This is a genomic window from Microbispora bryophytorum (assembly GCF_043197435.1).
Taxonomy (GTDB): Bacteria; Actinomycetota; Actinomycetes; order Streptosporangiales; family Streptosporangiaceae; genus Microbispora; species Microbispora bryophytorum.
The window spans coordinates 70,350-82,611 of the sequence record NZ_JBICTF010000001.1 but is presented as its reverse complement, the minus strand read 5'-3'; the positions used below and the strand labels follow the sequence as shown (position 1 = coordinate 82,611).

Sequence of the window (12,262 nt, the reverse complement as noted above, 5' to 3'; positions counted from 1 at the left end):
GGGGATTTATGACCGACTACACCGGCTTCCGGGGGAAGCTGCCCTATGCGAGCGAGATATTCGGCGTCTACCAGCCGCTGATCGGGTGGAAATCGAGGCGCAAGCTCATCCGGGTCGGCAACGACATCGACGGGATCAGCATCCCGACGGACGCCTATGTGCCGGACGTCGACGTGCGGTTCGACGGCGACACGGTCAGCCTGGGGCACGTCTCGCCGGCCCAGCACGCTGGTGAGCGGCCGAAGTCGCAGAATGACAGCCTGTTCTTCGCCTCCGTCGGCGACAGCCTCAAGCGGCTGAGGCGGGCACCGCAGAACGCCGAGGAGTGGAAGCGCGTTTTCACCAACGTCGGAGGGGCTGGCGAGGCGCCGTCGTTGGAGGACTCGTTCAAGATCCGGCTGGAGAGGGATGTCTTCCCCAAGTGGCGCGACGCGACCGCCACGCGGATCAAGGTCGCGGCCCGTGCGGTGCAGCGACTTCCCAACGAGGATCCAGCGCAGTACCAGCAGCGGCAGGACGTGGCGCGGGAAATCGCCAAGGCCGGGGCCCTCGCCGACCTCGAGCGGGAATCGGTGATCGCGCAACTGTTGAACGACCTGTTCACCGTGGGCGACGTGGCGACGCTCAACCGCTTGTTCTACCCGCCCTCCTCGGTCGTACCGACCGACGAAGCCGTGCGGGCGTTCCTGGCCAAGGCCCGGGAGGCGTACGACGATCCGTTCGTCCTGTTCCGCCCGAACAAAGACCTGGCCGACGTGAGCCTCTCCCCGATCGGCATCGTGCACCTGTTCCGCCAGTACTTCTTCGAGCTCGACACCTTCCTGGGCACCCCGACCGGCCACATCTGGCTCAGCCCCGGCTCCTCGGTGGAGCTGGTCGAGGTCAGCACGCGCAAGGTGACGGTGGAGCGGACGACCTCCACCCTCTACGAGACCACGTCAGCGGTCGAACGTACGGCGACCGACCAGGACGAGATCAGCGCCGCGGTCAAACAGGACAACCGGGACGACGTGAAGCTGGGGATCACCTCGACGGTGCACCAGTCCTGGGGCAGCGGCAACGCGACCGCGACGGCCAGCCTCAGCCTCGACCGGACCCAGCAGACCGCGCGCGAAGAGACGCACAAGCGGATGCGGCAACAGACGGAGAAGCTGTCCACGCAGATCCGGCAGAATTTCCAGTCGACCTTCAAAACGGTCACCGAGACAACCGACGTGTCGAGCAAACGCTACGTCCTGCAGAACTCCACCGCCGAGCTCATCAACTACGAACTGCGGCGCAAGATGCGGCAGGTCGGCGTGCAGGTGCAGGACATCGGCACGTTTCTCTGCTGGGAGACCTTCGTCGACGAGCCGGGTCGCGCCCTCGGCCTGGCCGAACTCGTGCACATCGCCAAGCCGGCCGACCTGCAGCCGCAGCCCGACCAGAACGAGATCCCGGTTCCTCCGCGCATCGTCAAGTCGTTCCAGGTCAACGCGGTCTGGAACTTCGGCGATCGCCGGCAACGAAACCACCTGGATCTGGGCTACATTCCGCTCGACACTGTGTCTCTGCCTGTACAACCCGAGACGGGCTACCAGCTCGAGAACCCAGGAGGCCGGGTCGCTCTCTCGATCAGTTCCCTGGCCGGCGAGGGTTCCGAGGGCCAGCGATACGCCTTCGTCGGTCAACTGGTCGGCACCAACCAGATTCAAGTCGGTGTCCTCGCCGGAGCCTCGGGGATCAGCTGGGACAAGCGAGTCGACTACGTCTTAGTAGGTGAACTGGCCTTCGTCCCGACCCTAGAGAAGATCGCCGAGATCGAGGCGGCCAACAATAAAATCGTCGCCGACAAGGAGGCCGCGTCGCGGGCGCAGAAGCGCGCGGCCGAGGAGGCATTCCAGCGGGCGGCCAAGGAACGCATCGAGCAGGCGGCCGACATCCGCTCCCGGCCGTTCGAGGAGCTGCGCGAAGAGGAACGGACGGTGGTCTACCGCCAGCTGATTCGCACGCTGATGTCCGACCACTTCTACAACATGCCCGCGAGCGCCGAGGCGGACGAACTCAGGCACGTGCTGTCCGAACTCATCAACGCCATCTTCGACGTCGACAAGATGCTGTACTTCGTGGCCCCTGAGTGGTGGAAGCCCCGCACGCACTACAGCCAGTACGCCGGGTCCGCTCACCCGTTCGGCGCCTCGTCGGTCACGGACTGGGCCGATCACGAAGCCCGTACGGACAACTACTACATCACCCACGACTCGCAACCCGCGAGGCTGGGCAGCTCACTCGGCTGGCTGCTGCAGCTCGACGGCGACAATCACCGCAACGCCTTCCTGAATGCCCCCTGGGTCAAAGCGGTCATCCCGGTGCGGCCGGGGCGGGAACGCGCGGCCGTCAACTGGCTGCAGCAGATGAACGTCGAGGGCATCGACGGGCTGGACAAGCCCTACGCCGCCTCGGCGGCGGAGCTGGACGAGATCAGGCACGGCCTGCTGACCGCCGACCCGCACGACCCGGTGGGCGACGTCCCGACCCTGTCCGACGCTATCCGTTTCCTGTGCCTGGACGTCACGCGTAAGCACGAGGAATCGGTGCAGGTCAGGAAGTTCCCCAACGACGTGAGCATTCACGACGACGACAAGGTGTCGTCGACCCCGGTGGAGAAGGTCTACGAACACGGCTTCTACCCTCTGCAGGGCGGCTTCCGGGTTGATCCTCGCAAGCCCGACCCGGGCAACCCGGACGCCCACTTCCAGATCTTCGATCAGTGGATGGAAGTCCTTCCGACCGACCAGGTGGTTCCGGTGGAGGTGCGCTACGACCCTGTGACCGGGCGCCTGATCGCGGAACCACCGGACTGATCCGCGAGCCGGCCCTGGCGTCCTGAGCCGACTCGGCTCTGCGGGCGACATGTTGCGGCGCTGAGCCGACTATGCCGCACTCGCAGTACATCGGCGTCCGACCGGCGCAAGCGAGGTAGGCATCGGCGGAATGCCGGTCATGATCTGTAGCGTCCCGGGCGGGTACGGCTGCCCCGCGCCACCGCCAGGGAAGCGGCCGGACGGGCCTCAACGCTCCGCACACCCGCGGGCCGGATGCTCGCCTGCTGGCTGGATCGGGGAGGCCGGCAGCCGAACTCGGGCAGACGGTAGCGGGGATGGCGAAGAACGGTGACCTCAAGCTCAACCGGTTCGCCGCCGCGCTCGACCACGCGGTGGCTGCCGGAGCCCACGCACAGGTGGGCGGGTTGATCGCCGTAGTGGCGCGTGTTCGCCCTTGCCCAGCATCGTGACCATCGACGGCCGGCGATCTTCTCAGGTGGCCGCTGCGGCGGTGGTCTCACGCAGAGCACGGGTGAGAGCGGGCAGCGCCACGGCCAGAGCGGAGCGTTCGGCGCCCGAAAGCCTCGTGAGCACCTGGCTGTGACGCTCGTGCAGATGCGTCGACATTCGTGTCACGACGGCACGACCGGCGTCACTCAGCATGAGGCGGTAGTAGCGACGGTTGGCCTGATCGCGTTCCCGGACGAGCCAGCCCTTACGCTCCAGCCCCGCGACAAGGCGGCTGACGCTGCTCTTCTCCAGGCGTAGACGGTCGGCGATGTGCTGCTGCGGCACCGGGCCCGTGTGCCAGATCTCCAGGAGGGCCAGCCCTTCGGAGAGAGTCATCGCGAGATCCGGCACCAGCGCGTCGCCCCGCTGAAGGCCCATCTCGATGACGAGCTCCATCAGGAGCGCTTCAAGGCCGTCGGGTGTCGGTTCCTGCCGCACAGATCCTCCATAGTTGCAACATACAACTCTGCTCGCTACTCTCTAAGAGTTGCATCGTACAACTCACGAGGGGGTGGGATCGTGGCAGTTACGCAGATACCGCAGGACATCCGGGATCGCGAAGTGGTCCCGCTCGCTGCGCCGGCCCGCGGCTGTGACCGGATGGACCGGAAGCCCGCTGCTCCTGCTCGGGGTCATCCTGCACCGGCCCGCGATGACGCCGGGATCCGTGCGGCCGGCCAGGTGCACGGGCTCACACTCGGTCTTCAGGTCCCGAGCCTGATGCTGATCGCTGCATGCCTGGTCGCCGCCTCTTTCCCAATCGCGCGAGAGGCCGGACGTCGCGCGCACGCCGGCCGGCCTCGAGCCGGAAGTCGCCATGGTTGCCATGCCCGCCCTCGTGACTGAGCCGCGCTGACCCACACATAACTGCTCGACATACCCGCTGCGCTTGGGTTCGTCGTGCAGCCTTCACATCCCCTTCCGGAGGTCTCTCGTGAGCCATCCCGTCTCTGCTCACCATTCGCATGCCGTGCAGGCACATCCCGGGCCCCCACCTGACCGGCGCCGCTGGGCGGCCCTCGCGTTGGTGTGCCTGGCCCAGTTCATGCTGATCCTCGACGTCACCGTCGTGAACGTCGCGCTGCCCAGCATGAGCGCCGACCTTCACTTGGACCGCGAAACACTCACGTGGGTGGTCACCGCCTACACCCTCTGCTTCGGAGGGCTGATGCTGCTGGGCGGCCGACTCGCGGACGGGCTCGGCGCGCGACGGACCCTGCTGGCCGGTCTCGCCGTCTTCACCCTCGCGTCGCTTGGAACGGGCCTGGCCGCGAACGGATCCGTGCTGATCGCCGGTCGTGTCGCGCAGGGAGTCGGAGCGGCCCTGCTCTCCCCGGCGGCGCTGTCCATCGTCACGACCGCCTTCCACGGCGCCGAGCGCAACAAAGCACTGGGCGTCTGGGCCGCTCTGGGTGGCATCGGATCGGCGGCGGGAGTCATCCTGGGCGGCGCGATCACGGCCGGTCCCGGCTGGGAATGGGTGTTCTTCATCAACGTCCCTGTCGGCGCCGTGGTGCTGGTCGCCCTGCCGTTCACCGTCCCGGCCCCAGCACGCCAGGCTCAGCGGGGCCGGATCGATCTGCTCGGGGCGCTGCTGGTCACCGGGGCGACCGCCTCCCTCATCTACGGACTGGTCACAGCGGGCGACGCCGGCTGGAGCGGGACGGCGACGCTCGTGGCACTGATCGCCGCCCTGGCGCTGTACGCCGGATTCGCCATCGTGGAAGGGCGGGTCCGTGCGCCGCTTATGGACGTTCGCATGCTCTCCCGGCGTCCCGTCCTCGCGGGTGCCTTCCTCATGCTGGTCGCCAGCGCGCTGCTGATCGGATTCTTCTTCCTCGGTTCCGTCTACCTTCAGCACGCCCGCGGTTACACCGCCCTCGGCACCGGCCTCATGTTCCTGCCCGTCGCGATGGCCACCGGAATCGGTGCGCACGTCGGCAGTCGTCTCGTCGGGCGCACAGGCAGCCGTCCGATCGCCGCCGCGGGGTTGGCGCTTGCCGCCGTCGGCTCCTGGCTGCTCACCGGCCTGTCCGCGGGGGCCGGCGTCTGGGCGGTCCTAATCCCCGGGTTCGCCGTGGCTGCCGCCGGCCTCGGCGCCGTGTTCGTCGCGGCCACCACCTCCGCACTCGGCTACATCTCCCATCAGGAGGCCGGCCTCGCATCCGGCGTGGTCAACACCTTCCACGAGGTCGGCGGGTCGGTCGGCGTCGCCGTCGTCTCCACCGTCGCGGCCGCCGGTATCGAGACCGGCACGATCACCGGCTTCGGAACGGCCTTCACGGTGTGCGCCGTCAGCGCCGCCCTCGTCGCCGTCGTCGCCCTGACTCTGGTCCCAGGCGGCAGACCGCAGCACGTTGCGGGGCCGCACGCTCACTGAGGACCTGGGCTTCATGCGTTGTCACGGCATGCGAAAGCCGGACGGTGGACGGCCGGCGGGGGAGGACGGCTCGCCCCGCCGGCGTCTCGCCCGAGGCGCCGGCCCGCCGGCGAGAGGGCCGGGATCCCGCCGCGCACCGCTGACCCGGGCAGCGCCCGCGCCGTGTCGCGCGCGCTGTCCTGGAGCTTCTCGCCGCTGACGGATGTGACGAAGGTCAGGCGCGGCGGCCGTAGGTGCGCGGATCCACGGGCTGCTCGGACTTGGGAAGCCCGCCGACCACGAGACGGTAGGAGTCGATCACGAGCTCCTTCACCAGCTGCTCTTCGATGGTGCCCCCGCCTTCCACCGTGATCCAGTGCCTCTTGTTCATGTGATAGCCGGGGGTGATGTCCGCGTACTGCTCACGCAGGGCTGCGGCGTTGTCCGGATCAGCTTTCAGGATCACGACGGGGTGTCCCGGCATGTCGGTCATGAGCATGAAGACCTTGCCGCGCACCTTGTAGATTTCCCAGTCGGGGCCGAGACGACGCTCCAGGTCGGCGCCGGGCAGTTCCGCAGTGCAGTCGCCCGCGATCTTCTGCAGTTCCTGTCCGTCCAAGGTGACCAACTCCTCTATCGATCCCAGTGCATTGCTCATCCCTTGACGGTGAAAGCTACTTCTGCAGGAAGGACTGCAGCAGAGCAGTCACTTCCTTCGGCCTCTCCTCCGTCACGAAGTGGCCCGTATTCTTCAGGACTCGTCCCTGGACGTTCACCGCGTACTCACGCCACTGGTCGGGGACGCTTGAACCGAAGGAATTCTGACCACCGATCGCGAGGATAGGCATCTTCAACTTGCCCTGAGCCAGGAATTCCTTGTTCCGATGAACGTCTGTGCGGAGCCCGCGGTATACGTTCATCCAGGCCGTCGTGCGGCCGGGTTCCTTCAGGAAGTGGGCGTAGAAGTCAAAGTCCGACGCCGTGAACGGCGACTTGTCACCCGCCAGGTACTCGGTCATCATGTCGTGGACGAGGACGCGTTCGTGACCGGCGATGAGGCGTTCAGCGAGGGGCAGCTGGAACAAGCCGAAGTGCCACGCCGCTGGCTTGTCCGGATCGGCGTTGAGCACGGGGTAGCCGTAGATGCTCTTATCCGGGATGGGAGCTTCCATCACAGCCATGCTCCGCACTTCCGACCGAAATTGCGCCGCATAGTCGTAGGCGACCCACACCCCGATATCGTGGGCGACCACCTGGACACCGTTGTTGAGCTTCAGCTGCGTCAGCAGCTGATGCACGTCCTTCGCCAACTGCGCTGCCTGGTAACCACTCTCGGTGACCTGGGACTCGCCGGCGCCACGCAGGTCGACAGCGATCACGGTGTGGGTCCTGGAGAGCGGGCCCATCTCCTGCCGCCACTCGGACCAATCCTCGGGGAACCCGTGGATCATTACCACAGGTGAACCTTTGCCGCCCCGCACGTAGTGCATGCGAAAGCCATTTACTTCCGCATACTTGGACCGAAAACCAGCGGGTGGTCGAGACTGCGGATAAGGCGACTGCGCCGCCACTGAGCGGTGCTCGCGGCTCTCGGCCCGTGCTCCAGAACTCAAAGCCACGGGGACCACCAGGAGAGCCACCAACGCCGTAATGGGCGCACTGAACCTGTTGTGCCTTCCTATTCCAATGCCCGGATATTCGCTGGCCTGCTTGATGTCGTTCACTTTCTTGTTCTTTCCCTGTGCGTTTCGGCGTTCACTGCAGGCGCCGTGTACGCGGTGCCGACGTGCAAGGCTGCGGTCTATCGATCAGGTGAGGATCGACGTGGCCGACGCGGCGAACGAGGCCAGGGATTGATGGGACCACTCGTCTTGAGAGGACGGCTTCAATTGGCAGGCTGGTAGCTGGCGAACCCGGCATGAAGAAGCCCAGCGTTCTTACGACGTTCACGCAATCGGCGACGCTGAACTCGCCTGACGCAACTTCGTTCTCCGGCCCACCCATCATGCATCATAAGGGACTATTTAGTCCAGTCAGATGATCGACAAGCGTACAGCGGTACACGCCCAGGCCGGAGCCGTACTCCTCGCCACGCCAGGGTGATCCCGACCTCGCAGGCCTGTCTACGGTACTTGTCGTGGTCGTGGTCGTGGTCGTGGTCGTGGTCGTGGTCGTGGTCGTGGTCGTGGTCGCGGTTGGCGTACAGCGTGGCCGGTGGCCGGTGGCTGGTGGTCGGCGGGGCCGGCCGCGACGGCCCGGCCTGGTGGGATCGCGTTGATGAGCGGCATCGACTGACCAGGACCAGGCGCGCACGCCTGCCGAAGCCGCGATAGCCTTCTTTGGACCGAATCGTCCAATCATCTTCTAGGCGGCGGATCGACCGAACTCATCGGGCCCACCACGCGCCGCAACTCGAGGACGGAGCAAAGGGAGACCTGACGGCGCTCGCGTCAAATTTCAACTTCGGCCACATCATCGACCTCATCAAGGGCTAACACGGCCGCGCACTGGGCTCATGGAGCTAGATCGCGACGTGAGCTGTTCTGAATGCCCGCGTGACTCGTGCAGATACACCCTGAGTGCTTACAGAGCAGAGCCCCGTCAGGAGCATGCGGTGAGCGAGGAGTACACATGATCGAAAATGCAGAGGCGACGCCGGAACACCACGCACCGCGGGTGCGCGTGGTCGCGGCATCGTCGTGCGCCGCAGCCGTCCCGACCCAGCCTGCAGCCGTCCGCGCTGCCGCCACTGCCGCCACTGCCGCCACTGCCGCGGAGCCCAGGAGCAGGCGGGGCTGGGCGTCCGTCGGTGCGGTCGCGCTCGGCGCGTTCGTCGTCGTCATGACCGAGACGCTGCCGGTGGGGCTGCTACCGCAGATCGCCGACGGACTGCATGTCTCGCTCGGCCTCGCAGGGCTGATGGTGCTCGTGCCGGGCTTCAGCGCCGCGGTGTCGGCGCCGCTGTTCTTCCTCGGCTCCGGCCGCTTCAACCGGCGCTCGGCCATTCTCGTCCTGGGTCTGACGGTGCTGGTGTCGAATGCGGTCGTCGCGGTGGCGCCGACCTTCGTCCTGGTGCTGATCGCCCGTATGCTCTTCGGCGCCACCCTCGGAGCCTTCTGGACCGTGGTCTCACCGGTCGGCCCCAAGCTGGTGGGCCCGGCCGGCGGCACTCGTGCCATCACCATCATCGCGGCGGGTATTTCGGGTGGGACAGTGGTGGGGCTGCCGGCGGGACAGTTCCTCGGCGACCTCGTCGGCTGGCGTCTCACTTTCGCCACCGCGGCGGCGGCGACACTGATTGTCGTGGTTGTGCAGACGGTCCTGCTGCCGGGTATTCCACCGGACGGGCGTACGCACCTGCGTGATCTCGTGGGAGTCGTGACGCGGCGGGCCGCCCGGTTTGGGATGGCGGCGGGCGCGGTGGTGTTCATCGGACAGTTCACCGCGTGGACGTACATCACCCCGTTCCTGATGGACCACACGCATCTGTCCAGCGGCGTGGTCTCCCTGCTGTACGTCATCTACGGCTGCGGTGGCATCGTCGGCTCACTCGTCGCCGGATCGCTGTTCAAGCGCGGAGTGATCGGCAGCTTCGCCGGGTCGGCGACGGTGGTGGCCGCATTGCTCATCGGGCTGGCCAGCGCGGGCACCATACCCTGGCTGGCCGGCCTGTTGCTCGCGCTGTGGGGCCTGGTCTGGGGAGTCGTGAACCCGGGAACACTGGTCTGGCTACTCGACGCGGCCCCGGAAACTCCGGAGGCCGCGTCGGCGGTGAATGTGACGAACCTTCAGATAGCCCTGGCGGCAGGGTCTGGCCTCGGCGCGATCCTTGTCTCGTCGACAACCCTGCATACGGTGTTCCTCACGGCGGGCTTCACCGTCCTTGCCTCCGCCGTGCTCGCCACGGTGGCGGCGCGGTTCATAACACTCGCCCGGAGGGAATGAGGAGACCGGAGCGAGGCAGGGGGTGGCCGACTTGGCGCCTCGTCGGCTCACCATTCTTGGGTCAGGTGAGCGTCCGGACACTGTTCTAGCAGGTCAGAAGCCTGATCACTTCCGAAGTGATCAGGCTCTTTGGATGTCTGAGCGTCGTTCGACCGTGAAGAAGAGTGTGCCGATCGCTGTCGACCGGGGCGGGTGAGCAGAAGCCGAGCCAGACGGCGGGGTGTGACCACCGGCCGATCGCCCTCGGCCCGGCCTTGGGCGATGTAGCGATAGAGCAGGTTGCGGCTGCCCGTGTACCCGAGTTCCTTGATCTCACCGAACAGCTGGAGGACCGGGACGGCCGGCTCGGCGGCGCGCCGCTCCCGCAGGTGATCGCGGCAGGGATCGACGAGGGCGGGCCGGAAGCGGGGCGCGCGGCGCAGAGCCCCGGGCTGTCGCGTGCGGGCGTAGCGCTTGACTGGCAGCAGCCGCAGGGCCGGACCTCGAGATCGCGACGTCCAGCGCCTGTGACAGACGAACGCCCGCCCCACCGCTACGAACCGATCTGCGCGCGGCCCCCTCCGAGCGGGCTCGGGCCGCGCTCGACAAGCCTCCATGCCACGCTTCCTGTGCCCTGAGTGTGCCGGAAGTGCTTGAAGCGCATGGTCTCCTTGGTCCAGTCTGAGCACGATCCGGCTGGTCGGTACGTCAGCCCCGGGGGTGCGGGCCGGCGCGTTGAGGTGCCACATTCTTGGCTCGCCAGGTTTTGGACTGCACAGTCCTTCTCGCATGGGATTGGACTGTATAGTCCTTCTTGCATGCGTTGCGACGAGATCCGGAACTCGGCGCCGACGGAGTCGCCCCTCGCAGTGCACTTCACAACGCGCCCGGCGCAACCGACGCCCTCTGCCGGGTTGCGGCCAACACAGGTAAGGCCTGCGGCGGAGCTCTGCGGCACTGAGAGCCCGACTTGGGCTTGATGAGGTCTACTCGCACCCTGGCCGGAGGTCGAGATTCGCCGTGTCACGACCGACGCGGTCCGCGCACGCAGCCGGCGAACCCTCACCGACTCCACGTTCACTCAGGAAAGGCTCCGACATGCCGGGCTCCGAGCTTTATGAGAAATTCATGGCGCTGCACACCCGCGACGGTGGCCTCGTCATGCCGAACGCCTGGGACGGCCTCTCGGCGCTGATGCTGGCCGATGCCGGCTTCGAGGCGATCGGGACATCGTCGGCGGCGCTCGCCAGCGCACTCGGCCGCCTCGACGGGCGTCACCTAGTTACCCGCGAAGAGCACCTCGAGCATGCGCGGCTGCTCGGCCGGCTCACCGGGCTGCCCCTAAATGGAGACTTCGAGGACGGTTACGGCGACACGCCTGAAGACGTCGCGGCGACCGTCGAAGCCGCCGTCGAGTTCGGCCTGGCCGGTATCGGTATCGAGGACACCTCGGGCGATCCCGATCACCCCATCCGCGACTTCGACGACGCAGTCAATCGCGTGCGTAGCGCCGTCGAGGCAGCCAAGGGACGCATCGTTGTCACCGGCCGCACCGACAACTTCATCCAGGGGCGGCCCGATCTCGACGACACCATCCGGCGTCTGACGGCCTTCGCCGAGGTCGGCTCGGATGTGGTCTACGCGCCGTACCCACCCGACCTCGACGCACTTGACGCGATCGTCACCGCGGTCGCGCCGACACCGGTCAACGTCCTCGTGTCACCGGCGGACAAGGTGCTGACCGTCGCTGAACTGCAGAAGGCCGGGGTCAAACGCATCAGCTTGGGTCCGTTGCTCTACATGCACGCGACGGGGGCACTCGAACAGGCGATCAAGGCGCTCGTCGCGGGCGATCTCGGCTCGGCGACGACAGGCATCAGCTTCGAGCGCATCAGTGGAGTTCTTGCCCGCGGCAAGAACTAGCCCCAAACCTACGAACCACCGCTCCTCACTAGTGATCGCAAGAAGAAGGCAGGTTGACATGGATCTCGACAAGCTCATGAGCAAGCACCTCACCAGGGCTTTCGATCCCAGCAAGACCATCCCGGCAGAAACCCTGCAACACCTGTTGGAGTTTCTGCGCTCCGCGCCGACATCGACGAACATCCAGCCCAACCACTTCTACGTACTCGCCACGACCGAAGCCAAAGAGCGCCTCGCGGCCAACCTGGGCGAACGATTCCAAGACAACGGCGGGAAGATCCTGAACTCGTCGCACACGATCATCCTCACCACCCGAGCAGATCTGCCCGAGAGCCACATCGAGGAGGTGTTCGACAAGGAGACCACCGACGGCCGGTTCCCGGACCAGGCGAAGAACGCGCTGTGGCAGTCAATGACCCGCGACTTCCTCAACCTGCGCATTTACCGCTACAAGGACCTGAACCACTGGATGGAAAAACAGACCTACCTGGTGCTGGGCATGACCATGATGGCGGCCGCCGAGCTCGGCGTCGAGGCCACGCCGCTCGAAGGGTTCGACCCGATCAGTGTCGACGCGGCGTTCAAGATCCGTGAAACCGGACACACCACGACAGTGCTGCTGGCCCTCGGCTACCCCGACCTTACGAAGGTGTACAACGGCCCGGTTTCGCGCTTCGAAGCCGACCGGCTGTTCACCTTCGTCTAAAACATCGCCGGCATCGGGAACGACCGTGGTTGAAGT

The 12,262-nt window shown here is 66.5% G+C and carries 9 protein-coding genes and 1 pseudogene; 6 read left to right on the top strand and 4 right to left on the bottom strand.

What is annotated here, in order from left to right; translation table 11 throughout:
- Positions 1-8 precede the first annotated feature (8 nt).
- A complete protein-coding gene (locus ACGFIB_RS00370) occupies positions 9-2,843 on the top strand; it encodes a hypothetical protein (RefSeq protein ID WP_393367519.1) in 2,835 nt (944 codons plus the stop codon).
- A gap of 453 nt (positions 2,844-3,296) precedes the next feature.
- Here the strand turns inward: ACGFIB_RS00370 and ACGFIB_RS00365 are convergent, their stop codons facing one another.
- Positions 3,297-3,752: a MarR family winged helix-turn-helix transcriptional regulator gene (locus ACGFIB_RS00365; RefSeq protein ID WP_357264863.1), complete on the bottom strand. Its 456-nt coding sequence runs from the start codon at positions 3,750-3,752 to the stop codon at positions 3,297-3,299.
- Positions 3,753-4,284: 532 nt separating this feature from the next.
- Between ACGFIB_RS00365 and ACGFIB_RS00360 the strand changes: the two genes are divergently transcribed.
- Positions 4,285-5,694 (top strand): MFS transporter, encoded by a 1,410-nt coding sequence (locus ACGFIB_RS00360; RefSeq protein ID WP_393367517.1) that lies wholly within the window; start codon positions 4,285-4,287, stop codon positions 5,692-5,694.
- A 214-nt stretch (positions 5,695-5,908) separates the two neighbouring features.
- Here ACGFIB_RS00360 and ACGFIB_RS00355 read toward each other — a convergent pair whose 3' ends face one another.
- Positions 5,909-6,331 carry an MmcQ/YjbR family DNA-binding protein gene (locus tag ACGFIB_RS00355; protein WP_357249378.1) on the bottom strand — a complete coding sequence of 141 codons (423 nt, stop codon included), beginning with the start codon at positions 6,329-6,331 and terminating at the stop codon, positions 5,909-5,911.
- 16 nt (positions 6,332-6,347) lie between these two features.
- Positions 6,348-7,397: an alpha/beta fold hydrolase gene (locus ACGFIB_RS00350; protein WP_357264859.1), complete on the bottom strand. Its 1,050-nt coding sequence runs from the start codon at positions 7,395-7,397 to the stop codon at positions 6,348-6,350.
- A 413-nt stretch (positions 7,398-7,810) separates the two neighbouring features.
- Here ACGFIB_RS00350 and ACGFIB_RS00345 point away from each other — a divergent pair, with 413 nt between their 5' ends.
- Positions 7,811-7,951, top strand: coding sequence for a hypothetical protein (locus ACGFIB_RS00345; RefSeq protein WP_393367514.1), 141 nt, complete (start codon positions 7,811-7,813; stop codon positions 7,949-7,951).
- A gap of 353 nt (positions 7,952-8,304) precedes the next feature.
- A complete protein-coding gene (locus tag ACGFIB_RS00340) occupies positions 8,305-9,618 on the top strand; it encodes an MFS transporter (protein ID WP_393367512.1) in 1,314 nt (437 codons plus the stop codon).
- Between the two features lie 185 nt (positions 9,619-9,803).
- Here ACGFIB_RS00340 and ACGFIB_RS00335 read toward each other — a convergent pair.
- Positions 9,804-10,085 (bottom strand): annotated as a pseudogene (locus tag ACGFIB_RS00335) (ISL3 family transposase); the annotation flags it as partial.
- A gap of 610 nt (positions 10,086-10,695) precedes the next feature.
- Here ACGFIB_RS00335 and ACGFIB_RS00330 point away from each other — a divergent pair.
- Positions 10,696-11,520, top strand: a complete 825-nt coding sequence (locus ACGFIB_RS00330) for an isocitrate lyase/PEP mutase family protein (protein ID WP_393367510.1) — start codon at positions 10,696-10,698, stop codon at positions 11,518-11,520.
- A gap of 58 nt (positions 11,521-11,578) precedes the next feature.
- Complete coding sequence (locus tag ACGFIB_RS00325) at positions 11,579-12,226, top strand: nitroreductase family protein (protein ID WP_393367508.1); 648 nt, start codon at positions 11,579-11,581, stop codon at positions 12,224-12,226.
- The last annotated feature ends 36 nt before the right edge of the window (positions 12,227-12,262 follow it).

What these genes read in the sequence shown, in the direction of transcription:
- ACGFIB_RS00370 (WP_393367519.1), top strand. Translation starts at nt 9, where the DNA reads ATGACCGACTACACCGGCTTCCGGGGGAAGCTGCCCTATGCGAGCGAG.
- ACGFIB_RS00330 (WP_393367510.1), top strand. Translation starts at nt 10,696, where the DNA reads ATGCCGGGCTCCGAGCTTTATGAGAAATTCATGGCGCTGCACACCCGC.
- ACGFIB_RS00325 (WP_393367508.1), top strand. Translation starts at nt 11,579, where the DNA reads ATGGATCTCGACAAGCTCATGAGCAAGCACCTCACCAGGGCTTTCGAT.
- ACGFIB_RS00340 (WP_393367512.1), top strand. Translation starts at nt 8,305, where the DNA reads ATGATCGAAAATGCAGAGGCGACGCCGGAACACCACGCACCGCGGGTG.
- ACGFIB_RS00355 (WP_357249378.1), bottom strand. Translation starts at nt 6,331, where the DNA reads ATGAGCAATGCACTGGGATCGATAGAGGAGTTGGTCACCTTGGACGGA.